This window comes from Sphingomonas faeni (genome assembly GCF_040407565.1).
GTDB lineage: Bacteria > Pseudomonadota > Alphaproteobacteria > Sphingomonadales > Sphingomonadaceae > Sphingomonas > Sphingomonas faeni_F.
In genome coordinates this window covers 1-26,648 of the sequence record NZ_JAPZPR010000016.1, presented here as the reverse complement: position 1 = coordinate 26,648, position 26,648 = coordinate 1, and the positions used below count along the sequence as shown (strand labels likewise).

General features: G+C 62.6%; 16 protein-coding genes and 2 pseudogenes. 9 read left to right on the top strand and 9 right to left on the bottom strand.

Annotated elements, in window-relative coordinates:
* Positions 1-27: 27 nt before the first annotated feature.
* From O6Y00_RS21565 to O6Y00_RS21540, 6 genes are all read right to left on the bottom strand, one after another.
* Positions 28-3,504, bottom strand: a complete 3,477-nt coding sequence (locus O6Y00_RS21565) for a glycosyl hydrolase 2 galactose-binding domain-containing protein (RefSeq protein WP_235518207.1) — start codon at positions 3,502-3,504, stop codon at positions 28-30.
* Complete coding sequence (gene uxuA / locus O6Y00_RS21560) at positions 3,501-4,673, bottom strand: mannonate dehydratase (protein WP_353444563.1); 1,173 nt, start codon at positions 4,671-4,673, stop codon at positions 3,501-3,503. Before uxuA ends, O6Y00_RS21565 begins: the two co-directional genes overlap by 4 nt.
* A 29-nt stretch (positions 4,674-4,702) precedes the next feature.
* Positions 4,703-6,016 (bottom strand): gluconate:H+ symporter, encoded by a 1,314-nt coding sequence (locus tag O6Y00_RS21555; protein ID WP_353444562.1) that lies wholly within the window; start codon positions 6,014-6,016, stop codon positions 4,703-4,705.
* Positions 6,017-6,122: 106 nt separating this feature from the next.
* Entirely contained in the window at positions 6,123-7,271 is a 1,149-nt protein-coding gene (locus O6Y00_RS21550) for a hypothetical protein (RefSeq protein WP_056484368.1), read from the bottom strand.
* 232 nt (positions 7,272-7,503) lie between these two features.
* Positions 7,504-8,562 carry an ROK family protein gene (locus O6Y00_RS21545; protein WP_353444560.1) on the bottom strand — a complete coding sequence of 353 codons (1,059 nt, stop codon included), beginning with the start codon at positions 8,560-8,562 and terminating at the stop codon, positions 7,504-7,506.
* Positions 8,526-11,879, bottom strand: coding sequence for a glycosyl hydrolase 2 galactose-binding domain-containing protein (locus O6Y00_RS21540; RefSeq protein ID WP_353444584.1), 3,354 nt, complete (start codon positions 11,877-11,879; stop codon positions 8,526-8,528). Before O6Y00_RS21540 ends, O6Y00_RS21545 begins: the two co-directional genes overlap by 37 nt.
* A 359-nt stretch (positions 11,880-12,238) precedes the next feature.
* On the opposite strand from O6Y00_RS21540, the gene O6Y00_RS21535 reads away from it, so the two are divergent.
* The 4 genes from O6Y00_RS21535 to O6Y00_RS21520 all read left to right on the top strand — a co-directional run bounded on the left by O6Y00_RS21535 (position 12,239) and on the right by O6Y00_RS21520 (position 20,618).
* Positions 12,239-15,121, top strand: coding sequence for a TonB-dependent receptor (locus O6Y00_RS21535; protein WP_353444559.1), 2,883 nt, complete (start codon positions 12,239-12,241; stop codon positions 15,119-15,121).
* Complete coding sequence (locus O6Y00_RS21530) at positions 15,118-16,101, top strand: alpha/beta hydrolase family esterase (RefSeq protein WP_353444558.1); 984 nt, start codon at positions 15,118-15,120, stop codon at positions 16,099-16,101. Before O6Y00_RS21535 ends, O6Y00_RS21530 begins: the two co-directional genes overlap by 4 nt.
* A 187-nt stretch (positions 16,102-16,288) precedes the next feature.
* The gene (locus O6Y00_RS21525) at positions 16,289-19,222 is read left to right on the top strand and encodes a TonB-dependent receptor (RefSeq protein ID WP_353444557.1); all 2,934 of its coding nucleotides are present in this window, start codon (positions 16,289-16,291) and stop codon (positions 19,220-19,222) included.
* 136 nt (positions 19,223-19,358) lie between these two features.
* On the top strand, positions 19,359-20,618 hold the full coding sequence (locus tag O6Y00_RS21520; protein ID WP_235518210.1) for an ROK family transcriptional regulator: 1,260 nt from the start codon (positions 19,359-19,361) through the stop codon (positions 20,616-20,618).
* Between the two features lie 67 nt (positions 20,619-20,685).
* Here the strand turns inward: O6Y00_RS21520 and O6Y00_RS21515 are convergent, their stop codons facing one another.
* Positions 20,686-21,009 carry a dienelactone hydrolase family protein gene (locus O6Y00_RS21515; protein WP_353444556.1) on the bottom strand — a complete coding sequence of 108 codons (324 nt, stop codon included), beginning with the start codon at positions 21,007-21,009 and terminating at the stop codon, positions 20,686-20,688.
* Between O6Y00_RS21515 and O6Y00_RS21510 the strand changes: the two genes are divergently transcribed.
* Positions 20,992-21,267, top strand: a complete 276-nt coding sequence (locus O6Y00_RS21510; protein WP_353444555.1) for an SDR family oxidoreductase — start codon at positions 20,992-20,994, stop codon at positions 21,265-21,267. The genes O6Y00_RS21515 and O6Y00_RS21510 overlap by 18 nt on opposite strands.
* Before the next feature lie 325 nt (positions 21,268-21,592).
* Positions 21,593-21,811: a hypothetical protein gene (locus tag O6Y00_RS21505; RefSeq protein ID WP_353444554.1), complete on the top strand. Its 219-nt coding sequence runs from the start codon at positions 21,593-21,595 to the stop codon at positions 21,809-21,811.
* A gap of 372 nt (positions 21,812-22,183) precedes the next feature.
* Here O6Y00_RS21505 and O6Y00_RS21500 read toward each other — a convergent pair.
* Positions 22,184-23,061, bottom strand: a pseudogene (locus O6Y00_RS21500) (LysR substrate-binding domain-containing protein).
* Between the two features lie 110 nt (positions 23,062-23,171).
* Here O6Y00_RS21500 and O6Y00_RS21495 point away from each other — a divergent pair.
* Genes O6Y00_RS21495 through O6Y00_RS21485 form a run of 3 tightly spaced genes read left to right on the top strand, consistent with a single transcriptional unit; the run spans position 23,172 to position 25,902 of the window.
* The gene (locus tag O6Y00_RS21495) at positions 23,172-24,263 is read left to right on the top strand and encodes a YeiH family protein (protein ID WP_183128845.1); all 1,092 of its coding nucleotides are present in this window, start codon (positions 23,172-23,174) and stop codon (positions 24,261-24,263) included.
* A 59-nt stretch (positions 24,264-24,322) separates the two neighbouring features.
* Positions 24,323-25,393, top strand: a complete 1,071-nt coding sequence (locus tag O6Y00_RS21490) for a sulfite oxidase (RefSeq protein ID WP_037535043.1) — start codon at positions 24,323-24,325, stop codon at positions 25,391-25,393.
* Entirely contained in the window at positions 25,390-25,902 is a 513-nt protein-coding gene (locus tag O6Y00_RS21485) for an MgtC/SapB family protein (protein ID WP_353444553.1), read from the top strand. Before O6Y00_RS21490 ends, O6Y00_RS21485 begins: the two co-directional genes overlap by 4 nt.
* 73 nt (positions 25,903-25,975) lie before the next feature.
* On the opposite strand, the pseudogene O6Y00_RS21480 reads toward O6Y00_RS21485, so the two are convergent.
* Positions 25,976-26,648, bottom strand: a pseudogene (locus tag O6Y00_RS21480) (IS5 family transposase); the annotation flags it as partial.

Genomic DNA, 26,648 nt, shown 5'->3' with positions numbered 1-26,648 from the left:
AGTCGAACCGATGCTCTCTCCCGGTTTTCAGCCGCCCTTTCGGGAGGAAAAGGGAAGCGACGCGGGTTCGACGTTCCAGCCCCGGACCCGAAGCTCACCGAGCTTCCGTTCAGCCGGTATCTGCAGACGCAGTCGTCTCGTTTCGCCGGGGAGAAGGGAGACGTAGTTGTCCGTGAAGTAGGCAGGTAGTATCTGCACTCCCGCCGCATCAAACGGCGTCAGCTTTGCTTGGAGCACGGGCGCGGTGGAGGTGTTGCGTATGATGACGTCGATCCCGGCATCGGAATTCGGTGACGTGCCACCAAACGCGATCTCCAATCGGATCCTGGGCAGGTCGTCGAGCGCCTTGAACGCTGCCGGATCGCTCGCATCCCAGTAGAGATTTTCAGACAACAGAACGCCTTTGGCGCTCGTCGCCGTGAGCTTGACGAACCTCAATCCGGCATCCCTACCGACGTCGAGATTACGTATATCGGCTATGTCATCGGCTGCGGCGCTAACCACAGCCGACTTCGTGGCTAGTTCCTGCCCGCTGGGCGATACGATGCGAGCGGTGACCGTGACGTTCTGCAACGGGGCATTGGTGGTGTTCACGAGCGTTAGGCTGCGATCCGGCAAATTCATCTGTATATGGATGGGCTCCGTCCCTTTACGCGTTCCATAGAAAGAAGCGTGCGTGTCGTAGTCGGACGAATAGATCTGAAAATTCGCCGATGACCATGCGGGATGCGACATCCAGAGCATGCGGGCGCTGTTCGTTCTCCACAGCCCGGCATTCATGCCTTCGAAGATCGCACGATGGGACTCGTAGTTCAGCAGCTGAGCCTTGCGCTCGAAGTCGGGCAGGCTCGTCGCCTCCCCCAGGCGTAGCTTCATCGCATCCATGAAACTGGCCGCCGAGACCGCTCGTTCCTGATGCCAGTCATGGTAGGCCCAAGTGTCGTTTATAGGCCATTGATCGGCCCCGGGGACCGCCCTCTGCCAGGCTTCAAGCGTGGGAAAGCTCGGCGTGCCTACTTCGACCGCGAAGCCCTTCGCGAAATCGGTAAAGTAGCCTTCCGGGGAACGCCAGTTGTATGGTCCGGATCCGCCGAGGTTTATGATTCGTGATGAACCCTTGTAAAGTCGGCCTCCATCCTCCTCCCAGACCATGTCCTGCAACGCCGTCTGCAGGATTGGCTGGGGTACGCCCTCGTTGCGACCGATCCACATAACGATTGACGGATGGGTCCTGAAACGTCGGACGACGTCGCGCGCGTTCTGCAGGAACAGAGGGACGTCCTCGGCTTCCGCGTTGTTGTCCTGCGTGGACTCCCAAAAATCGTTGAGGACCATCATGCCGTATTCGTCGGCGAGCTGGAAAAAGTTCTCCTCGGTGCTCTGGCCCATCCAGTTTCGGATGATGTTCAGACCGGCGTCGCGGTGAAGGCGAAAATAGGGTTCGAGCCGCTCTCGCTCCACCCGCTTCATCATCTCGTCCATGCCCCAGTTGCCGCCACGCGCCGCGATCCGGACTCCGTTGACCCTCAGGACGAGGTTCGGAGAAAGGCGCGGGTCGCTGACGACCTTGCGGACCGCCGGTGACAGCTCGGAACCGGGCCGCAACGAGTTCGCCCACCCATTGGGGACCTTTCGAAGAGCCGCGTTCCGCTCGTCGATGATCGGGGTCCCAAGTCGCTTCGCCTCCGCGAGATCGACATCGACGCGCTCCAAGTCACCGTGCTGATCAAGCGAGGACAGTTCGTAGGTTACCTTCCGCATTCCGAAGGACAGCTGCCGTCGATCGGACACCGTGCCCCCAGCATCCACGGCAAGCCTGAGCTGGTGCAGTGCCGGGGCGCCATATCCGTTTGGCCACCAGAGCTTCGGGTTCCGAACGTGCAGGGCGGCGTGTTCCGATGGGTTGAACCGCGCCGTCACGGTCGACCTAGGCGGTACGCTGATCCGGCGAGCTACGGAGACATCGTCAAAGGCGGCGATCACGGTCGTATCCAGCGCGGTATCACTAACGTTCGTCACAGGCACGTCGATGAAGACATCCGCAAGCGAGTTATCGTCCTTGGGCAGATCCGTGGACACTTCGGGATCACCGATAGCCAAGGCACCTGTAGATTGCAGTTCGACGCCTTGCCACAACCCGGTGTTGCGGTCGCGGATGCCGGGTATCCAATCCCACCCCTCACTGGCGGTGAAGGTCGGGCCGTCGATCATCATGGCGCCGCCATTCTCGCCCCGCCCGCCCGTCATCGATTGCTCATGGGGAATGCCGGGATGGGGCGGCGGGGATACGCGGATCGCTATCGCGTTCGACCTACCGGGCATCAGCAGGCTCGTAACGTCGAACCGACCTCGCACGAAAGCGCCTTTGACGTCCCCCACCCGTCGACCATTGACCCAGACGTCGGCATGATAGTTGACGCCGTTCAGAACAAGACGCTGCCTCTTTCCCTCTTCCGATCGAGGAAGGGTGAACTCGGTCCGATACCAGTAGTCCTGCCGTGCAAGCCGCTCGGGGATGGCCATGTTGTTCAGTCCCACGCGCGGGTCCGGATAAACCCCACGATCGACCAGGGTCGTCAGCGCGGTTCCGGGGACCGTCGCGTGAAACCATCTGCTCGCATCGTAGCCAGGGCTCGATAGCAGCTCCGGCGGGCTCGAGACGTTCGGAGCTTCGACCATTCTCCAGCCGTTGACCGCGAACAGGCCATCTCGAACCGGAATCAGCGGGCTGCCTTCCACCACGGGCGAGGGCTGAGGTCTCGAAAACGGCGCGATGCCCTTCGGAAGGGTCCAGGCCCGCTGCGGCACGGCCTCGCCGTACTGCGTTCGCACCTGCAGCGGCCAACTGGGGCTGTTTGTCTCGAAACGGACGATATCTTCGTCCGGCACGACTGCAGCCTCACTACGTATCCGTTCGGCGGAGTAAGCCTGCGGAGCGGCAACGAAAGCCGCGAGGCGGCCAGCATAGCCTGGCTTGTCTAGCGTGCGCGAGCCGAGCACGATCAGCGCTTCGGGCGAAGACGCCGACGTGGTCCCTTTACCGACTTCGCGTCCATTAACGTAGAGACGGGCTGTTCCGCCGTCGCTGACTGCGACCACGTGGTGCCATCTGCCGATCTTGAGCGGCCCACCGCCTTGGAGGGATCGTTCACCCATTGATAAGCTCAATCGTCCATCAATCAGATCCAACGATCGCGAAGCATCGTCCCCGGGCCTGCCGACGCCGGCGACCTCGACCCGGCCAGGCACGAGCCTTGCCGGTTTGATCCAGGCAGACATCGTCCATGCGGCACCTGCGGGAATGTGCTCGCCTTCGGCATAGCCCTGAGCGCGCTTCGATATGGTGTCCCCACCAGCAATGAACTCGGCGTCGTAGGGGCCGAACGCATCCATTTTCGGCTGCGGAAGTCGCGGGGAAGCCCAGTCAATCTGTTGCGCAATTCCGGGAACCGTTCCTCCGGCTACTACCGCGAGAAGGACACTCTTCAAGACGATGCGCTTCACTGAGATGCTCCTTCATGGGCGGCAATGCCGATTTCCAGCCCGCGCAGTTCGGCGAGCCCCCTGAGCCGCCCAATCGCGGAATAGCCGGGGTTGCTTCCCGACTTTTCCAGGTCGTCGAGCATCCGGTGACCGTGATCCGGACGCATCGGGATCGAACGCCGTCCCGACATTGATATCGAACGGATAGCCTTCATGATCGCGACCATGTCACTGGACCCACCCAGGTGTGTGGCCTCGTGGAATCCGCCACCTGCTTCGCGCCGCACGTTTCTGAGATGGAGAAAGTGAACACGGTCGCCGAAGCGGCGAATCATCGCGGGCAGATCGTTCTGCGCGGCGACGCCGAAAGAGCCGACGCAGAAGCAGAGACCGTTGGAGACGTTGGGCACGGCGTCGAACAGCTTGCCCAGGTCGTCCGCGGATCCGACCACTCGCGGCAGGCCGAAAAGCTCGAAAGGTGGATCGTCGGGGTGGATCACCAGTCGCATGCCGAGGTCGTCCGCGAGCGGGCATACCGCGCGCAGGAAGCCGAAAAGGTTCTCGCGCAGCGTCTGCGCGTCGATCTGTGCGTAGCCTTCTATCGCCGCAAGGAATTCCGCGGAACCGAAGCTCTCCTCGCTACCGGGCAGTCCGGCGATAATCGTGCGCTCCAGGCGGTGGCGCGCCGCGCTGTCCATCGAAGCGAAATAGACTGCGGCGCGAGCCCTGACGTGATCGGGATAGCTCCCTTCCGCCGAAGGACGTCGCAGGATGTGGATGTCGTAGGCCGCCAGCGCTTCTGGTTCAAACCTCAAGGCCAACGCGCCATCGGGAAGCTCGTAGGCAAGATCGGTCCGCGTCCAGTCGAGAAGCGGCATGAAGTTGTAGGTCACCGTCGTGACGCCGCATGCATGGAGGTTGACCAGGCTCTTTCTGTAGTTCGCCAACGCGTCATCCCGGCTCGGGCCGCCAAGCTTGATCGCCTCGTGAACCGGCAGGCTTTCGACCACCGACCACCTGAGACCGGCCTGCTCGATGAGCGCCTTGCGATGCGCGATCGCCTCGACAGGCCACACCGCGCCGTTGGGCATCTCGTGCAGCGCCGTGACGACGCCCGTGCACCCGGCCTGTCGAATGTCGGACAACGACACAGGATCACGCGGGCCGAACCATCGCATTGTCTGTTCCATGGGGTATGGAAACGAAAGGGACCGATCGTTCATACGATTAGGCTCAGCATGAGAGTGAAAATCAGGCCGAACACGCCGACCAGCGTCTCCATGACCGACCAGGACCGGAAGGTGTCCGCTAGGCTCAGTCCAAAGTATTCTTTGAACATCCAGAAGCCGGAGTCGTTGACGTGGCTGCACATCAAGCTGCCGGCACCTATGGCGAGAACCATTAGACTGGGATCAACGTGCTGGGAGGCCACCAACGGCTGCACCATGCCGGCAGCGGTCAGGCCCGCCACCGTGGCCGATCCCAGAGCCAGCCGGATCGCAAGGGCAATGGTCCAGCCGAGGACAAGAGGCGGAACGTGAAGTCCTGAAAGCCAGCCGCCCAGCGCAACATCCGCCCCGCCGTCAATGAACACCTGCTTGAGCGCGCCAGCGCCTGCAATGACAAGGAGAATGCCGGCGATGTCCTTGATAGCGTCGACGGACCCGACGGACAGAAGGGAAGCGCTTCTACCTTGCGCGACGCCGAGCACAATTGTCGCGACGAGCAGCGAACTTAGCATCACTACGTTCGCATCACCGGCAACGGCAGCCGCCATCAGCGCTTCTGGTCGCATGCCGTGGAAAGACGTGAGGAGGGTTGCACCGGCTAGCAGCGCGACCGGCAAGAGCGCGACCCCGAAACTGGCGGCGACGCCAGGAACATGAAGACTTGTCGAGCTACTATCCGGCCGGGACGTGTCAGGCTTCGCCACTATGCCCTTCAGCGTGTGGGCGAACAGTGGCCCTGCGATCAGCAGCGTTGGAACCCCGACGATCAGCCCATAGACGAGAGTTCTTCCCATGTTCGCGCCGAACAGTCCGACGAGAGCGGTAGGGGAGGGATGGGGCGGCAGAAATCCATGGGCGATCGAAAGACCAGCCAGCATCGGTATTCCGAGATATACCGCAGGCAGGCGTGAGCGCTGCTGGACCGACAGTATGAGCGGCACCATCAGGACGAAGCCGACGTTGTAGAACAGCGGGATCCCGACCAGGAACCCGGAGGCCGCGAGGGCGAGCGTTATACGCTTCATCCCCGCGACGCGTATCAACGTGTCCGCGATCCTCCGTGCGGCACCGCTGTCAGCGACGATCCTACCGAACATGGCTCCGAGGCACAGGATCGCGGTCAACGAGCCCAGCATGTCGCCGATGCCGTGGTTCAAGCTGGTCGTGATGCTGGCCATCGGACGCCCGAGCAGCATGGCCGCGAGAATCGCGGCGATCAGGAACGCCACGAAGGGATGCAGCTTAACGACGGAGATCAGAAGCACGAGCGCTCCCACCGCGACCAGCACGGCGAGCAGGGTCATATCGAACTCCGGCGGATGACTTTGCACTGAAGACGTGGTTCGGAAACATGCCGATCCGCATGCGCTTCCGAATGACAACTCAACGGCGACAGCATGACGGAGGCGATCAATTCGCCACCCCTCGGTCGACTGGTTCACAGGTGGCCAGTCGGAAGTTGGATCTAGCCAGCGTCTCGAGCTCTCCGCCGATGTCGTCGTTGATCTTCGGGCAAAGCACGCCCTGAGGCATGAGGCGATCTTCGATCAGCATTGCGGCGGCGCCGATGGCGACGGCGTAATCGGGCTCGGTCGCAGGAGATACCACCGATCCGCTTCCGCGAAGCTTGCCTAGCGCCGTGGCCAGATCGATCGCGACGGAGTCCGTTACGTATCCTCCCACAAATAATGTCGTGGGCACGGACCTGCCGTAAGCCTCGTGCAGAGCAAGATGCAGATCCCCAGCGCAATCGGCCACCGCGCCGTTGCTTGCGGCCGTTGTTGCGACGATTGGCTGCGCTTCGCTCGCTGCTTGAAGCCTCGCTGCGATCTTCGCTCCCTGCGGAATGCGCTTCGCCTCTACGTGAAGATGGCCCGTAGACCTTCCCGTGACCGTTACGAGCAACGGGGAGGCACTGAGGTGGACGTATCCGAAGCGCCCGATCTCATGACCGGTCCGGTGAAATGGCTCCATCGCCGCCAACGCCTCGTAGCTCGAGACAAAGGTGAACTCGCTTTCCGAGGCATGCTGATCCGCTCGCCCTCCCAGCCTCCCGATCGCGTTGGTCGTAGACGCTTCACCCTGATCTGCACGATCGATCCGGGAACCACACCGCGCCACGGAAACGCCGATGACCTTGCTCGCATCAAGGATCCCGCTGGCGAGCAGGTCAGCGACGGCGACGGTGATCGCGGCGCAGACTTCCGTCTCGTCCGCGACATCCCGCGCCTGTGTTTGTCGGTGAACCACCTGCCCTGCCAGATTGACGGCAACGAGGCGCATCGCGGAGGAACCGACATCGACGCCTACGCAGATCGCTCGATCCTGCACCATCTGCAATCGGATCGCCGGCTGGCCTCGGCCACCGCTCGTCCGGCCGGATTCCCGAACGAAGCCGTCCTTGATCAGAAGGCCCGCGATGTTCGCGATCGCCGGCATGGAAAGCCCGGTAACCGCTGCAAGCTCGCGCCGGGTCTTCTGACCGGACGTTCGAAGAATCTGCAGTAACATCCGCCGGTTCCACTCGGCAGCGACTTCCAGATTTATCCCGTGCAGCATGACGCACTGTCTCCACTGCTGAAAGAATGTCGCGGGCTCCGACTTCCATCGTGGACCCGCAAGCTAGATCAGCCACCGCAACCTGCGGCCCTAATCAACGAGGCTTGATGACGGCGTTGACCACGTTCCATACTCGAACGGACACCGCAGGAGCCTCGTTCGGCGCATCGTCGCACTTGATCTCGAGACGGAAGCGTCTCTGGTAATAATTCATCGATTTTCTCTCTCGATATCAAAGCAATCCACGCTGATCGTGGATGACTTCGGAAAAGCAGGCTTGAGCGACAGCGCCAGGTTCAATCGTTTGCTGCAAAGCGTCCAAAGCCAACGCGAGCGAGCCCATCGGACCAGCTTCGTCGCCAAGACCCGGCGCCACCAGCAGCGTCTCGAGCTGCGCCGCGATGACGTCCGAACCGGCATAGCCGCCCATCCGCGATTCCAGTCTGCTGCGGATCATGGGGATGAGGAACGGCCGCCGAGATGGGACGCCACCTCCCAGCAGGATGCGCTCCGGCACGACAGTGAAAAGCATGTTGTGCATCATGGTCGCCAACGCATCCGCGACGTGCTCCCAGACCGGGTGATCGTCCGCGATGGCGTCACCTGACATGCCGGTCCGCCGTTCTATCGCCGGACCGGAAACCAGACCTTCGACGCAGTCCCCGTGGAACGGGCATGAGCCCTCCCAGTCATCACCAGGCTCGCGCCTCACGAGCATGTGTCCCGCCTCGGGATGGCCGAGCCCATGAACGGTTTGCCCACCAACTACGATGCCCGCACCCACCCCCGTGCCAACGGTGATGTAAGTCCAGCTCGAAAGTCCTCGGGCTGCACCCCATCGACCTTCGGCCAGCGCTGCCGCATTCACGTCCGTATCGGCCCCGGTCGGAACGTCATAGCGTCGCATCAGCCGCTGGACCACGTCGGCGCCATGCCATCCGGGTTTGGTCGTCTTCCCGATGCGGCCAAAGTCGTCGGACGACCGGTTCAGTTCAATCGGCCCGAAGCTGCCTATGCCGAGCGCTCGCACATCGTGCATTCGCATCCAGCCATCGAGTATCCTCTCGATGTCGGCGAGCGTCGAGACCGGGTCGCGCGTTGCAAGCCGTCTTGTCTCGACGATTTCGTCATGGTCTCGGGCCAGTGTGCAGATGATCTTGGTGCCGCCAAGCTCTATCCCGACGATGCAGTCCCCGCGGATCGTCTCAGCCGTCGGCTCCACCCCGGCACGGATGTCCTGAGTGTGCACCTCCATCATCGCACCACCACCGTCGAAGGCGTCACGTTCCATCCGCTAAGGCGTACGCTCACCGGTCCGGCCGCGCGGCTCGTCGGGTATCGCACGGCGATCACCCGTTCCTCTCCTGGAAGAAGAGAGACGTAGTTGTCGGTGAAGTAGGCTGGCAGAACCTGTTTTCCGGCTGCGTCGAAAAGCGTGGCCTTCGCCTCGATGATCGGCGTCTGAGTGGCATTCCGAAGCGTGATGGTAGCGGCTGTCTCCGCTCCGTCGATCCGTGCCGTCGTGGACGCCGTCAGTCCGACCTTCGACATCGCCGTCATACCCTTCAGGTCCGATGGCTGGCGGCCCTCCCAATAGAAGTTCCGCGAGAGACTCGTGCCCTTTGCATCCACGGCTTCGAGACTGACCAGCGTCACCGGAGTCGAACTCAGCATTTCAGGAGCGATCGTCATGGCGTCTGAAACGCCTTCGCCAGCCGCATCCAACTGCACGGAACGATCCGCGATGAACTTGCCTTGCAGATCGGTCATCCTCACTCGAACCTTCAGCCCGCGCAGCGGTTCGCGCGTGTTGTTGACCACCACGATCTTGTGATCCGGCAGGTTCATCTGCACGTGGACCGGTTCCGACGATTTCTGGACCGCGTAGTAGGACGCCTGCGTATCGTAATCCGAGCTGAAGATGTTCCATGCGCTGGATGGCCAGGCAGGTTGGGTCATCCACAGCATCCGAGCGCTGTTCGTCTTCCAGATGCCGGCGTTGAACCCTTCGAAGATGGCCCGATGCGAGTCATACTGCAGAAGCTGCGCCTTGCCGCTGAAGTCCTCTAGGCTGGTCGGCTCACCGAAACGAACGCGCATGGCGTCCATGTAGGTCTTGACCGATCCGCCCCGATCCTGATGCCAGTCGTGGTAGGCCCATGCGTCGCTGATCGGCCAGAGATCCTCCTTCGGGATCGCGCGCTTCCAGCTTTCCAGAGTAGGGAATGACGGCGTGCCGAGTTCCACCGCAAAACCCTTGGCATGCTCGGTGAAGTAGGTTTCGGGTTCCCGCCAGTCATAGGGCCCGCTTCCGGCAAGATTCACGTTATTGGAGGAGCCCATGTAAAGCCGGGTTCCGTCCTCCTTTTCGATCAGCGACTGCAAAGCAACGTTGAGCGACGGCTGCGGAACACCCTCGTTCCGGCCGATCCACGCAACGATCGATGGGTGATTCCGATACCGGGCCACGACGTCCTGCGCATTGTTCATGAACAGGGGCACATCGTCGACCTGCTGGTTGTAATCCTGTGTCGATTCCCAGAAATCGTTGAGAACCATCAGGCCATATTCGTCTGCCAGATCGAAGAACACGTCCTCGGTGTTCTGGCCGACCCAGTTGCGGATGATGTTCATGTTGCCGTCACGGTGCAGGCGGAAGAAAGGCTCCAGTCGGTCGCGCTCGATGCGCTTCATAAAATCGTCCATGCCGATGTTCCCGCCCCGAGCGGCGATGCGGACGCCGTTCACGCGGATGACGAGATGCGGCGCGAGCTCCTCCTCGCCATCGATCCGCGTTACAGCGGCCGACTTGAGCGCACCTGGCGCCAGGGATGCGGCCCAGCCGCCCTTGACCTTGCGGATTCCGTCGTGAGTGCCATCGACGATATGCTGTCCCATCGATCTGGCGCGAGAAAGATCGATGCCGACCCGACGCAGCTCTCCCGCATCGTCCATCAACGACATGTCGTAGGTCACCTGCCGAATCCCGAAGCGCGTCGTGCGCTCGTCGGACTTCCTCCCTGCGATCGACGTCTCGATGCGCAGATCGTGGAGGTTCGGCTTGCCGTAGCCGTTAGGCCACCAGAGTAGCGGGTTTCGGACGGTGAGTTGCGGGAACTCGCCGGGCATGAACGCGACGACGGTCTTCTGCCGCGGGGCGAGTTGAACGGAACGGCTGACGGCGACGTCGTCGAAGCTCGCGCGCACGACGGTCTCGACAGGCTGATCCGTAAGGTTCTCGACCGGGACGCGAACCTCGACGTTCGCGAGGCTGTTGTCAGGCTTTGGAAGCGTCGTGACGATCTGCGGATCGCCTATCCGCGCCGCGCTGACCTGTTCGATCAGCACGGGCTGCCAGATCCCCATGTTCCGATCGCGGATGGACGGTATCCAGTCCCAGCCCTCGGCTGCGACAAAGGTGGGGCCGTCAAGGACGAGCATGCCACCGTTCTCGCCGGCACCGGCCTTCAAGGACTCCTCCTGGGCGATGCCGGGATGGGGCGGGGGAAGGATCTTCACGGCGACGGCGGCAATGGTGCCAGGCGCGGCCACCTTCGAGATGTCGAAGCGGCCGCGAACGAATGCGCCCTTCACATCGCCTACGAGCTGCCCGTTGACCCAGATCTCCGCGGCATAGTTGATCCCCTTGAACGTAAGGAACGTGTTCGTCGCGGCTTTTCCCGCTGGCACGCGGAACTGTGTGCGATACCAGTAGGCCTGTCGGCTGAGCTTCTCCGGAATGGCCATGTTGTTGAGGCCGTAACCAGGATCAGGATAGACGCCCCGATCTACCAGAGTCGTCAGGACGGTTCCCGGCACCGTGGCGACGTGCCAGCGGCTGACGTCGTATCCAGCCCTGGACACGACCGCTCCTGCGTCGTGGATGTCCGGTGCGGCAACGAGGCGCCAGCCGTTCAGCGTCCAGCGCCCGTCCGCGCCGCTCGCCAGAACCGGCAGATCCGGGATCGGCTTGGCGATCGGAGCCGAAAAGGGCGCACCTGACTTCGGGAGCGTATCGGCGGACTGAGGCGCCTCCATACCGATCTGCTGCTTCTTCTGCACCGGCCATTTCGGGCTGTTCGTCGCGAAGCCGATGAGATCCGGATTAGGAAGCCGACCCGCCTCAGATGCGATCGTTGCTGACGGGGTCCCGGACTGGTCCAGGCGAACGTCCGCCAAGCGGCCTGCAAACGTCTGGTAGCCGGACTGGCGTGGCGCGACAGTCATCGATCCCTGGGAAGCGAACCCTTCTAGGCGTCGAGCCCGCCCCGCGGTTCTGCCATTGACGTACAGGACGAGGCCGTTGGCATCGTTGATCACCGCAAAATGGGTCCAACGCCCGACCGGCATCGTCGCATTGGCGGTAATTCTGGTCGAGCCCGCAATGAATGTAGGACGCCCCTTGACCAGGTTCAGCGCGAACGCGACCTTCCCCTGATCAGCTTGCGCCATCAGCGGCGCGTCCGCTGCCGAAGCGTCCTTGGGCAATACCCACCCGCTCAGTGTGAAGTCACCGGTTCGAGCCGTAGCGTTCGCTGACCGCGCCGCGATTGGGACCTTAACGCTGTCGCCGCCACGCGCGATGTCGACGTTGATGGGACCGCCCATGACGGCTGATGGCTTGCTAGCCGAGGCCTGCCACCCGCTAAGCGCCGTTGCCGCAAGCGCTACCGCCAAATACTTCATGCTTCCTCCCTCAGGCGTCAAAACCATTTGCTGCCTACCAGTTCGGGGCAGCCATGATCGATCGTCGATGACTGGGATAGCACCTCCCTAAATTTATTCAATCAAATTGAATAAGTCTTGATCTCGGCTTCTCAGTGTGTTTCTCTGCAACTCTAAGACAGGGCTTAGACACCGGTCGTCACAGGAGAGGACTCGACGCTGCGGCAACCGCGGCGCTCGTCCCCGCTTGCGCGATCAACACAGGGGACGACACCATGCGTACGGGCAGACAACTCATCGCAATGCGCCTGCTTGCAGGCTCGGCAGCTATTCTGATGCATCCTGACGCTGCATTGGCGCAGCAAGAGGTATCGTCTGCCGCACAGGAGGACGTGTCGCAGGATATCGTCGTCACGGGCGTCCGCGGCGCGCAGCAGAAGGCGATCAACGTCAAGCGCGATGCAGCACAAATCGTGGACTCGATCGCGGCGGAAGACATCGGCAAGCTGCCGGATGCGACCATCGCGGACTCTCTGCAGCGGGTGCCCGGCGTCCAGATCACGCGATCCGCAGGGGAGGGGGCTTCCCTAAACATCCGTGGTCTGGGTCAGGTGCTTACGACATTGAACGGGGAGCAGTTTCTAGGTGCCTCGAACATAACGGGAGCGCAGCCAAACCTCACCGACGTCCCATCGGAACTCTTCGCCGGCGTCGACGTGATAAAGTCGCCAACGGCGCGCAACCTGTCCGGCGGTGTCTCCGGGATCGTCGATCTCAAGACGCGCCGCCCCTTCGACCTACCCAAGGGGTTGACCGCATCGGTGTCGGGTCAGCACGTCTACGGAAACCGCACCAAGGACTGGAGCCAGCAGTATTCGGCGCTAGTCGGATGGAACAACGGCCGGTTCGGCGGACTGCTTGCGGTAGCATACGACGACCTGACGCTGTCAAATCAGCGCCCATCGATCACCAACGGCATCCGCAAGACGACGGACAGGGCGGCGGGTTTCGACACGAGAGGCGATGGCGACATCACGAACAGCACCCTGCGCGCCGATGGCGACTACTTCTACAATCCCGTCGCCTTCGAAATGAGCAACTCGATCACTGATCGACAGAGGCTGGGCGCCAACGCGTCGGCGCAGTATCAGATCACGGACTCGCTCCAGCTCATTGGAGATCTGGCCTACACGCGCCTGCGAAACCGAGACTCTGGCGTTTCGGCCGTGCTGCACAACAATTTTTCCGACAACGCCTACCAGTCCAGTTCGATCATCGACGGAAACGGCGTGCTGGAGGTCGGAAACGCGAACCTGTTCCGTTTCCACACATCGACCATCAACAACTATACCAAGGCTCGTTCGCTAAACACGAACGTTGAATTGCGCTTCGACGACGGAGGCCCGTTGACAGCGTCGGCGCGCTGGGTGCAGGCGGATTCGAAATCGAGCTACATCTCCGGCAACGTCGATGCATGGGCCACCAGAAGCATTCTCGTTCCGAGGAGCTCGAGCGTCGCCGACTGCACGACGACGCCGGCGTCCTGCGTCTACGGCAATCCGGGCGGTCTTCCCAGCGTCCTCGCTAGCATCGACTTCCGCAACCACTACCCTGCGGTGTCGTTCGCGAGCGACGTGACGAACCCTGCGCTTTACTCGCTGACGTCCACATGGGCCTTCGGAAACCGCTCCGAAGCACAGCTCGACGCGTATCGGATTGATGGGGCCTACCAGGTCAGCGACGACGGCCTTCTGCGAAAGCTACAGTTCGGCGGCCGATACGGGACGCGTGACGTCAGCAACGACGCTTTCCGGCTCTTGTCTCCGATCTCGTTCGGGGGGACGCCTTATCTCTACTACTTCAAGGACGCGACTGGCATTAACCGGGTAAACGGGCTCAACCGCTCCCTCGTGCCGGTGCGCAAGTTCGCCGACATTCCCGGCCTGACCACGATGGCCACCGGCTTTGGTCCCATTACGGGCATTCCAGCCCTACCAGCGATCAATCCGACCGCGCTCAACGATGTCCGGCAGTTCAATGAGGCACTGTTTCCTGGTACGCGGGAATTCGCAAACCCGACCCAGTCGTATCGCGTCAACAGTCGTGACGTCGCCGCCTACCTTCAGGCGGACGTCGGCGGGCAGCTGATCGTTCCGTTCACTGGGAACGTAGGATTGCGCTACGCGCGCAACTCGCTCGACATCTTCACCAACCCAGCGAACGGGATCGCCTTCGTCGGGTTGAACGCCAACAACGGCGTCCAGCTCGCGCTGCCCACCGTAAAATACAAGAACGACAGCGACTTCTGGCTACCGAATGCCAATCTCAATTTTGAGCTGGCGAGCGACATGCGACTGCGGTTCGCGTTCGCCAAGGTCGTCGGGACCTACGATCTGGCCACGCTCGGGCAGGGCTTCGCGTTCAGTTACGTCATCAACGGTTCGCGGACGTTCAACGGGCAGCCCCTCCCGTCGGATCTAAAACGGTTCAACTCGGGATCCGCCGGAAACCCATCTCTGAAGCTTCCGCAGTCGACGAACTACAATGTTTCCTATGAGTGGTATTTCTCGCGCAACAGCATCCTGTCGGTGGCTGCCTTCCTGTTCGACGTCAAATCGTTCCTACAAACGAACACGGCCATAGAAGCGCAGCCAGACGAAGACGACGTCGTTCGCGAGGGGGGACCAGTGACGCGCCCTGCTAATGGGAAGGGCGGGATCATCAAAGGTGTGGAGATTGGGCTCCAGACGACCTTCGACTATCTGCCTGGTCTGCTCAGCGGCTTCGGCACGCAGCTGAACTACACGTTGTCCGACAGCAGCAGCTCGAACGTCGATCTCTTTGGAAGGACGCTGCCCGTTCCAGACAACTCCCGACACCAGGTCAACGCTGTCGTCTTCTATCAGAAGGGGCCATTCCAGGGGCGGGTCGCAATGAACTACCGCAGCAAGCGGTTCAACGGCCTGACCCCCGCCGGAAGCGACAATTTGGCCGTCTTCACGAAACCGACGAACTATCTGGACGCATCACTCAGCTACGACGTCACGCCGCGCTTCACTGTATACGTGCAGGGCACCAACCTCACGCAGGAGAACGAGGAGCGCTACGCCCAGTTCAAGAACTTCTATCTCGATCAGGCCATCTTCGAACGCCGCGTCTTGGGCGGGGTTCGGATACGGCTATGAAACGCACGAACGCGTCTGCACAGCTTGCCAGTTGGATCGTCCGGAGCGTGATCGCGGTTGTCGCGCTTTCGGGCGGCGCCGCAGCATCCGCGGCACGTCCCCGCTGCGAACTGACGCCATCCGGGCGACAGATCATCGAGATCGGGACGGTGGGCATGGCGCGTCCGGTATTGCTGTACGTGCCTCACGCGACCCGGTCCTGGAAGGCTCTGCCGCTCATTCTCAACCTGCATGGTAGCGGCTCGAATGGCGCACAGCAGCTCGACCGTTCGGGATTGATGGAGCTCGCGGATCGCCACCACGTGATCGTGGCCTCGCCGGATGGGGGGTTGACTCTCCCCTCCGGTGGCCTGGCCTGGAATATACCAGGCGTGCCGACCACGGCCGGGACCTTGCCGCCCGCCGATGCGCCGGATGACGTCGCGCGCATCTTGGCGTTGATCGACACTTTGATCGCCAAGGGCTGCACCGACCCAGAACGCATTTACGCAACCGGTCTATCCGGAGGCGGCCGGATGGTCTCACTGCTTGGCTGCGTTCTGTCTGATCGCCTGGCGGCGATCGCGCCGGTGGTAGGGCTTAGAGCGGGTGCGCCAGATCGCTCGACGCCTCCGAAACCCGACGTGAAGACCTGCCAGCCGACAAGGCCTATGCCGGTCGTTGCCTTTTCGGGCGGCGCTGACACCACAAATCCGATCGATGGCGGTGGAGCGAGGTATTGGCAGTATGGGTTGCTGGCAGCCGAGCGCCGTTGGGCGGACATTGATGGATGCCGAGGCGTCGCCGAAACTGAACTTGGCAGGTCTGGAAGAATGAAGCGTCGTTATCTCGGCTGCCAGCCGGGGGTGGACGTAGTCTCCTATGTGACGAGGAGTGGCACACACGAGTGGGGCGTCGCAGACACGCGGCTTATGTGGCGCTTCATGTCCGAGCATAGCCGTCTACTCAGAAGTGACCCAGCAGCCCCACCAGAGCCCTAAGCGGAAAGTAGCACGTCAACTTTTATTCAATCAAATTGAATAAGTATTGCAAACGCAAATGAAAGCTGCTTTTCAGGCAAGACCAAGAGGGCTTGGAAAGAGCCGAGTGGGGGAGGGAACATGACACTGCGCCGAAGCGCCGTGCACGTTCGAGTTCCCTCCCGGTCAGGATGAGGGGATGAAGGCAATGCGTAAACTCACAGCACTCCGATCGGTTCTATTCACGGCTAGCTCCGTTGTAGCGCTTCTAGGCGCACAGTCCGCAACGGCGCAGCAGACCACGTCGGACGGTCCGGCAGCAGCGGCCCCGGATGCGGCAACGCCACCGGTTCAGGACGGCGCCAACGAGCAGGACATCGTCGTGACAGGCGTCCGTGGGGCGCAGCAGAAGGCGATCAACGTCAAGCGCGAGGCGTCGCAGATCGTCGACTCGATCGCCGCCGAAGACATCGGCAAGCTGCCCGACGTAACCATCGCCGATTCGCTTCAGCGGGTCACCGGCGTGCAGATCACGCGGTCGGCCGGACAGGGCGCCTCGGTCAACATCCGCGGTCTGGCGAACGTCCTGACGACGCTGAACGGCGAGCAGTTCCTCGGCGCATCCAACATCACCGGGGCGCAGCCCAACCTGACGGACATTCCGTCCACCCTGTTCGCGGGCGTCGACGTCATCAAGTCGCCAACGGCCGCCGACCTCACGGGCGGCAACTCGGGTATCATCGCTCTCAAGACCCGCCGGCCCTTCGATCTCCACAAGGGGCTGACGGCGACGGGCTCGGTGCAGGACACGTACGGGAACATCACCAAGGACTGGAGCCAGAACGCTTCTGCCCTGGTCGCATACAACGGCAGTCGCATCGGCTTTCTCCTTGCCGGCTCGTATGACCACGAGATCCTGAGCAACAAGAACCCGCGCGTGACCAACGGCATCCTGAAGACGACCGATGCCCAGGCCGGCTTCGACGTCCGCAAGGACGGCGACATCACGAACAGCAAGAAGCTCGCCGACAAGGACTATTTCTACAATCCCGTCGCGCTCGAGTTCGACAACGGGCAGACGCAGCGCGAGCGGATCGGCGCGAACGCTTCGGTCCAATACGACGTCACGGATTCCATCCAGCTCATCGGCGACGTCGCCTACACGCGGTTCCGCAACAGGAACTCGGGCAACACCGCCGTGCTGCACGGCAACTTCTCGAACGACAGCTACCTCCCGTCGTCGATCATCGACAGCAACGGCGTCGTCCAGTTCGCCGATCTGAACCTGTCGCGGTTCCAGGTCCACACGTTGAACGCTTACAGCAAGGCTCGGTCGATCAACACGAACCTCGAGGCCCGCTTCAAGAACGACGGGCCGTTCAGCGCCACCCTTCGCTACGTGCACGGGGATTCGCGGAACAGCTCGACCCAGACCGACATCGACTCCTGGGCGACCAGAGCGGGCGTCGTTCCCCGTTCGCTTCCGACCAGCTGCGCGGGAGCCACGATTCCGGCCAACTGTAGCTACGCCAACCCAGGCGGCTTGGCCGCCGTTCGCGCTACGGTGGACTTCCGCGGATCGGAGCCTTCGGTGAACTTCCTCACGGACGTGACGAACCCAGCCAACTACTCCCTGACCTCCACCTGGTCGCAAGCGTCGAAGCAGAAGGCTACGCTCGACGTCTACCGCGCGGACGCGCAATACGATACCGACCTGGGGCCGCTCAAGAACATCCGCATCGGCGGCAGGTACGGCAATCGCGACGCCGGCAACAACGCATTCCGATATCTGTCGCCTATCGGTCCGGCCGGCCATCTGTACTTCTACAAGGATCCCCTCATCGTCGACACGGTCGGCTACAGCGTGGTACCGATCCGCAAGTTCAACGATCTCCCAGGACTGGTGACGTCCGCGGGCGGCTTCGGACCCATCAGCGGCATCCCCAACGTTCCTGCCATCTCGCCCAACGCGCTGAACGACGTGAACGCCTACAACGCGCTGCTCTTCCCGGGCACGAAGGCCTACCTCGACCCCCAGAACAGCTATCGCGTGACCCAACGCCAGATCAGCGCCTACGCCGAAGCCAACTTCGACGGGTCGGTGGGCTCGCTCGAATTCACCGGAAACGCGGGCGTGCGCTACGTGAAGACGAAGCTCGGCATCTACTCCTTCCCGACGAACGGCCAGTTCATCGGCGATCTCTCGTTCAACGGCGTCGCCATCGCAGCAGGAACGACCAAGTCGAACAACGATAGCGACGACTTCCTGCCGGACGCCAACCTGAGCCTGCACGTGCGTCCGGACATGTATCTCCGCTTCGCCTACGCCAAAACGCTCGGCCAACTCGATCTCTCCCAGTTCGGCCGCGGTCTGGCATCGTCGTACGCTGTGAACGGAACGCGAACCTATCAAGGGGTGGCACTCGATCCGAGCTTACAGCGCTACAGTTCCGGATCTGCGGGCAACCCCAATCTCGAACTGCCGCGATCCGCCAACTACAACGTCTCTTACGAGTGGTACTTCAACCAGAGCAGCCTCCTTTCGGTCGCCGCCTTCTGGTTCGACGTTAAGAGCTTCCTGCAGACGAACACGCTGATCGAGGCGCAGCCTGACGCCGATGGCGTCGTCCGCGAAGGCGGTCCGGTCACGCGACCGGTCAATGGCAAGGGCGGCTCCATCAAGGGTGTCGAAGTCGGCTTCCAGACCGTCTTCGACTGGCTCCCCGGCGCGCTCAGCGGCTTCGGCGGCCAGCTGAACTACACCTACTCGGACAGCGGCAGCTCAAACGTCGATCTCTTCGGCAAGTCGCTGCCCGTTCCGGACAACTCGAAGCATCAGGCCAACGCGGTGCTGTTCTATCAGAAGGGCCCAGTGCAGGGTCGCGTGGCCTACAACTATCGGAGCAAGCGCTTCGGCGGGTTCGTTGCCGCGGCTGATGACAATCTGGCCGTCTGGAACCGCGCGACAGGCTATCTGGACGCGTCCGCGAGCTATGACGTGACACCGAAGTTCACGATGTTCGTGCAAGGGTCGAACCTGACCAAGGAGAACGAGGAGCAATACGCCCAGTTCAAGAACTTCTGGTATGGCTCGAGCATCTTCGAACGACGAGTGACATTTGGCGTCCGCATCCGCAACTGAGCTTCACGCGATACCCTAGGCTGGTTCTCCTCCCCTTGACCAGCCACTCACGGGGTTCACTCAGGCCGCAGCGACATTTCGCTGCGGCCATATTTTTGTTCGCGTCACCAGCCGTATTTGATGCAATATGGAGGGGATGAATGATAGCGGTAACAACAAGATGGTGGCGACGGTGTCCAAGGACGACGGCATGCGTGGCAACGACCGGCAGCCTCGGCTGACCGTTGGCCTGTCTGGCAGCAATCTTGTCCGCGTCAGCGACTTCAACCAGCGGGTGGTGCTGCAAGCCATCCGTGTCGCAGGAGGCGAGGTTTCGCGGTCCGAACTCGCCGCGGCGACCGGCCTCACGTTTCCCACCATAGCCAACATCACCCGTCGTCTCATCGACGAGGGTCTCATCCACGAGACCGCCCGCATCAAAGGCCCCAGAGGTAGCCCCGCTTCGCGGCTCGCGATCGATCCCGACGGCTGCTTTTCGCTAGGGGTAAACATCGATCGAGATCATGTCGCCGTGGTGATCCTCGACCTCGCGGGAGGCGTTCGCGCGCGATCCGTCAAGGAGGTTGATTTTCCTAGCCCCGAAATGGTCGTCGACTTCGTTCAGGAGTGGTACGCCGAGACGACTGACGCATTGAAGCTGGACCGAGAACGCTTCATCGGCATCGGTCTTGCGATACCTGACGATATTGGAACGATCGCGCTGCCGAAGATGCCCGAGGCATACGGCGTCTGGGCAACGACGAACGTCTCACTCCTACTTCAAGATGGACTGGGCCTGCCCGTCCTCCGCGACAACGACGCCGCAGCGGCGGCGATCGGGGAAGCGCAGTTCGGCAACGGACGGCAATTCACCGACTTCTTCTACGTGTTGATCAGCGCCGGACTGGGCGGTGCTGTCGTCGTGGACAACGAGTATGTGCGCGGCGGAAACGGGCGAGCAGGTGAACTCGGACTGCTTCCTGCGGACTTCAACCATCCCGCAGGGCCGACCGTCCAGGACTGCGTGTCTTTGTCTGAACTTAGACTCAGGCTGGAGAAAGCGGGGTATTCGGGTAGCGTGGCGGAACTTCGTGCAGACGTCGAACGCCACAACCCGGTCGTCCGCGCTTGGTCCTTAGAGGCGGCAAAGACTCTTACGCTCCCCATCATGACGGTGAACGCCCTCCTCAACCCGACCGCGATCTTCATCGGCGCGCGACTGCCGTCGTGCCTGCTGGACAGCCTCATACTCGAACTGAACCGTAACATCGCCGCGCTCGGAAGCGCGGTCCCGAACATGGCTTTGATCCAACGAGCCAGTCATGACGAGGACGCCGTCGCGATCGGTGCGGCCATTTTGCCGTTCATAGCCCATACGTTGCCGTCGCACGCTGCACTCATGAAGAACCTTAGCTGACGCCCTGCTCCTGATCGTCGCGTCCCGACATGGCGCGGCGGTAGAAGTCCAACGTCAGCGTCACGGACTACAGGAACAGCGCCGGGTCAAAGCGCGGCCCTCCGTCTCTCAGGAACGCAAGCTGTGCGTTCACCTCATGCCATTCGTAGTGCGCAGCGACGTCCTGCAACCGCGCACGGATCATCTCCCGTCCTGCAAAGGGGACGTGTGGATCCTGCCGCCCCCAAACGAACATGGTTTCGGCCTTCAAGTCCGACATGCGCTTCAGGCTGTCGTCCGACCCACCTTCTCCGAGTGTGGCCGAGTGGATGTCGGTGGGGTAAAAGCAGGCGGCCGCAGACACCCGCGGATCGAGTGCCGCCCGATAGGGGAGATGGCCACCGAGGCACACGCCGAACGTGCCAAGTCTGCCATCGGCAGCCGCGGCATCACGGCCAACACCGTCACCCCCGGCGCGATCGAGACCGACTTCCTGGGCGGTGCCGTGCGCGAGATCCCCCATTACAACCAGGCATTCGCCGGCATGACGGCGCTCGGCCGCGTCGGCCTGCCTGACGACATCGGCCCCATGGTCGCGAGCTTGCTCGGTCCAGACAACCGCTGGGTCAACGGCCAGCGCATCGAAGTGTCCGGCGGACAGACGATGTGATTCACTGCGAGTGCCGCTGTCGCGAGGTACTCCCACATTCCGGACCTCAGATATCTCATGCCCAAGATGTTGATTCATTCTCCTGCCGGCACGTTCGATGCGGCGGATCGGCAGCGGGTAGCGAGTGCCCTCATGACGCTTGGGCTCGATTGCGAGCGCCTGCCGCACTCGCCTCTGGTGCGAAGTACCGTCTGGACCTACTTCAGCGATTACCAGGCTGATGCAGTCTTCATGGGTGACGAACCCGCACGGCTCCCCGTGGTCACGCTACAGATCTACGTATTGCGAGCGGGTGGAGCGTATCGCGAGAGCGGGCCGGTTGCGAATGCCCGTAGATCGCGCGGTGGCGCTGATCCATGCTGCCGGGGTCGGCACGGTGACGACCTTGCTTGCACTTCCCGAGGACGAGCGCGACCCGCAGCTATCGCCCGCGACGCGGGATGCCACACTCGCATCCATCGTTACGAGCTTGCCCAAGCAGGACCATGCCGATCTGGCATCATTGGCGGTCGGACTGCGGGCTCACCTCGATCGCCTCGCCTAAGCCAGCGAGGTTGCGAGGGCTCCTGCAAAAAGGTGCGTCGCAGAAGTTCTAATTTTCGCGACTGCAGCTTTGTGACCGTCGATGCCTGTCAGCGCTACATGTCATCCGACCAAGTGTCGTAAAACACCCGTTTGTCGTGCATCCAGGATGGCGACAGGGTTTTCCGCCGTAATCTACGCCTTCTGGGACAAGGGCGTCGTCCCGGCACGGTCTGCCGAACGACAGCTACTGCCAGATCCGGCCGCTCGTGGGCGATGTCCCGTCCTACTATGGCGCAAATCTGGTAGAGTGCGGTCAGACAGGTTTCAGGAAGGAGATGGCGATCGCGGGCGGTCCCAAAAAGGATGGCGTTTTGAGAATGCCGATGCGTACCTACCGCCGCTGCAACCCGATCACGTCCAACAGCGCATCCGCGGCTTTCGTGCGATAGCGTTCCTTATGCCGCAGCCCGAAGAAGGGGCGAGGAGCGAATGTGATCGGTGCGACGTGCAACAGACCTGCCTTGATGGCCGGGTCGACCACTAGCGCCGACAGGACAGCAACGTCCGCCCCAGCCTCCACGGCCGTTCGGTCGCTTTCATTAGACGGCATCGTCAGCGCCACGTCGAGGGCAGCCGGATCGACTCCCAAGCTGCGCAACTCGCTATTCAACGTCGATCGCGTGCCTGATCCAGGCTCCCGTTGCCCCCAGCGTGCTCGTCGCAGCCATGTCACGTCGATGTCGGCGTCGCCGAAAGGCTGTGCTCCGACGAGCAACAGCCGGTCTTCGCCGATCGGCCAATGCGCCAACGCCGGGTTGTCGATCTCGCCCTCGACAATACCCAGATCGGCCTTGCCGTCATAGACGCGTGCCGCGGCCTGCCCGGTGTTGCCGATCGACAGTTCGATACTAATCGCCGGATAGCGCTCATGGAAAGCCGCAAGGATGGGCGGCAACCAGTAGGCGGCGATGGTCTGGCTGGCGACGAGGCGCAGCGTGCCCCGCTTCAGCCCGCCAAGCTCCTCCAGCACCGTCTCGGCCGCGTCGGCCCGCGCAAGAACTCCGCGAGCCTCGGTCAGGAACAGCCGTCCGGCCTCTGTCAGAGCGATGCCGCGCCCGACGCGGTGGAAGAGCTTGGTTGCGTGTCGCTCCTCAAGCGAGGCGATGGCTGCGGAAGCCTCTGACTGCGTGACGTTTAAGGCCGCGCCGCGACGGTCATATGCTTGCGCTCGGCCACGCCGACGAAGATGCGCAGTTGCTCCAGTGTCACACCGCACCTGATATAGAAACCGATCACGATTGACGATCGGAATGACAACAAGGCTAAGTTGGAGCGATCGGTAGGCAGGGTTTAGATCGTGCGACGGAAGGAACACCGCCGTGGCCAGTTTTGCCTATCCCGATCGTATATTCCCTACCGTCCAGACTAGCAGATTGCCCGCGCTGCTGCCCGGCGTCGGCCTCTGCCTCGCCGTCACCGGCTCGGCCTACGCGCTGGAGGCGGGCGAGCGCGCACTGGCCGGCAAGGCGTGGCTGGAGGCGCTGGTGCTCGCCATCCTGATCGGCACCGCCGTGCGCAGCCTTTGGACCCCGGATGAAAGGTGGCACGAAGGCATCGCATTCAGCGCCAAATACTTACTGGAGGTGGCGGTCGTCCTGCTCGGTGCTTCGGTCAGTGCCGCGACCATCTTGGCGGCCGGGCTGCCGCTCCTCGCCGGTATCGCCGGCGTGGTCGTGAGCGCAATCCTGCTCAGCTTTGGGATCGGCCGATTGCTCGGCTTGCCGACACGGATGGCGCTGCTGGTGGCTTGCGGCAATTCAATCTGCGGCAACTCCGCCATCGCGGCCGTGGCACCGGTAATCGGCGCCGACAGCGACGACGTAGCTGCCTCGATCGCGTTCACGGCGGTACTGGGTGTGGTGGTAGTGCTTGGCCTGCCACTGCTCGGGATTGCGCTCGGCATGGGCGGGCTCGCCTTCGGGGCGCTCGCCGGGCTCACTGTCTATGCCGTGCCGCAGGTGATCGCAGCCGCCTCGCCGTTGGGCGCCACCGCCGTGCAGATGGGTACGCTCGTCAAGCTGGTGCGCGTGCTGATGCTCGGGCCGGTGTGCCTTGTTCTGTCGCTGGTGGCGCCTCGTCTCGCGCCGCAGTCGGTTCCCGAAGGCGAGTTCGTCGCCGGTGCGCCTACGGCCAAGCGGATGGACCTCGCCCACCTCGTGCCCTGGTTCATCATCGGCTTCCTCGCACTGGTCGCCTGCCGCTCGCTGGGTCTGGTGCCGACCGTCGCCATCGCGCCGATCGGCCGGAGCGCCACGCTGCTGACCGTCGTTTCCATGGCGGCGCTCGGGCTCGGCGTGGACGTCCGCACCGTCGCCAAGGCCGGGGGCCGCGTGACCATGGCCGTCGTGTTGTCGTTGCTCGGCTTGGCCGCGATCAGCCTGACGCTGCTGGCCGCGCTGCACATCGCATGATCGGGCAAGATAGTGAGGATGAGGCCGAGGCCAAACCGATTGTCAGGCGTTACAATAGCATGAGCGAGCTGATGATAGAGCGGAACCCCGAGCCCTACAACGCCGAGCCGGTGCCCGGCGCCTTGATCGAGCGGTTCTTGACGCCACAGAACCTGTTCTATGTGCGCAGCCATGGGCCCGTGCCGGACCTGCCGGCCGATCACCGGATTGAGGTGGGCGGGATCAGTGTGGGCGAGTGCTCCATCTCGATTGCGGAGTTGAAGGCGCGCTTTCCGGTCCGGACTGTCACGGCTGTGCTTCAGTGCGCCGGCAACCGCCGGACCGATCTCCAACAGGTGGGCAAGACTTCAGGCGATCCGTGGGACATAGGCGCGATCGGCAATGCCGAGTGGACGGGCGTGCGGCTCGCAGACCTGTTGGATGCAGTTGGAGCATCGGACGCGTCCAACCTGTTCGTCTGCTTCACCGGCGCTGACGAGGTGGATGTGGAAGGCGAGGTGGCACCGTTCGGCGTCTCGATCGCTATGACCAAGGCGCGGGCGCCCGACGTGCTGCTCGCCTGGGCGATGAACGGCGAACCGCTGGCATCCGAGCACGGTGCGCCGTTGCGTCTGGTCGTGCCAGGCTATGCTGGCGTGCGTAGCGCCAAGTGGCTGACCCGGATCGAGGTCAAGGACACGCCCTCCGAGGCGCCGATCCAGGCGCACGATTACAAGCTTTTTCCGGCCGACGTGACCAGCGAGACGGCGGACTGGACGCAAGGGCTGACGATCAACGCCATGCCGCTCAACGCCGCGATCTGCTCGCCTGGTTCGGGCGAGAGTCTGCCCGCGGGCAAGGTCCGGATCGAGGGCTATGCCGTCGCCTATGAGCGCGACGTGTCGCGGGTAGAGGTGTCGCTGAACGGCGGTCGAGACTGGCGGCAGGCCGATTTCTCCGACGATCCGGACGGGCAGTGGAGCTGGCAGCGCTGGTCGCTCGATGCGGAACTGCCCAAGGGGCGCCAGCACCTTGTGGTGCGCGCGTTCGACGATGCGGGCCAGGGTCAGCCCGAACTACCCGATACGATGTGGAACTTCGCCGGATACCTCTGCACGGCCTGGCACCACGTCCACGTGCTGGTCGAGTGAATCCGCCGCCTTTGTCGGTCGATCTCGCCTTCTGGGTCGACGCGATCGGCAGGATGATCGTGGCGACGGCGGCCGGCATGACGCTCGGCTGGGAACGGTCACGCGAGAACCGACAGATCATGGGTCTGCGGACGCTGGGGCTGGTCGGGCTCGCGAGTTGCATCGCCATCCAGGCGATCGTCCACAGCGGCTTGCCGAACGTGAACGCCGATGCAGCAGGTCGAGTGATGCAGGGCATCCTATCCGGCGTCGGCTTCATCGGCGCGGGCGCGGTCCTGCGCGTTGGCAGCGGGCAGGAGGTGCACGGGCTAGCAACGGCGGCGTGCATCTGGGTGTCAGCGACGCTCGGAGCGGCAGCGGGATTGGCGGTGTGGCCACTACTTGTGGGCGGTCTGCTGCTGGCGATGCTAGTGTTGTTCGTCGGCGCACCGCTCGAACGCCGTATCCGCGAACGCGCTCGGCAGACCCCGGCCGAAGCGGACCGGCGGGACGCCGAGCAGAAACCCTGAATAATCCTTGGCGCGAAACGGTGCACCAGTAGTTTTGCAGACGGAGGACTTCATGAGGGTCAGGACTCGTTGATCAAAGCCAGAAGATGACGGTGGCAGCGAGGGCGATGGCGGACAAGAAGACTGTCGGACACCTATCGTAGCGGGTCGCAACGCGGCGCCAGTCCTTCAGCCGTCCGAACATGATCTCGATACGGCTACGGCACCTGTAGCGGCGTTTGTCGTATTTGATGGGCTCAAGCCGAGACCTCCGACCTGGTATGCATGGCTGGATGCCCTTGGCCTGCAAGGCATCCCTAAACCAGTCGGCATCGTACCCGCGGTCGCCGAGCAGCCATTGCGCCTTGGGCAGATCGTCGAGCAATGCGGCCGCACCGGTGTAATCGCTGACCTGTCCGGCGGTCATGAAGAAGCTGAGCCGACGGCCGTTTGCGTCGGTCACGGCGTGGAGCTTCGTGTTCATGCCGCCTTTGGTGCGACCAATCAGGCGCCCGAGATCCCCTTTTTAACCCGCAGGCTCGATGCCGTGCGGTGCGCCTTCAGATATGTCGCGTCGATCATGACGGTCTTTGGGTCGGCATCAGCGGCAGCCAAGCCCTCCATCATGCGGAGGAACACACCCATCTCACCCCACCGTTTCCAGCGATTGTAGAGCGTCTTGTGCGGGCCGTAGTCGCTGGGCGCATCACGCCAGCGCAGCCCATTGCGATTCACGAAAACGATGCCGCTCAACACCCGCCGGTCGT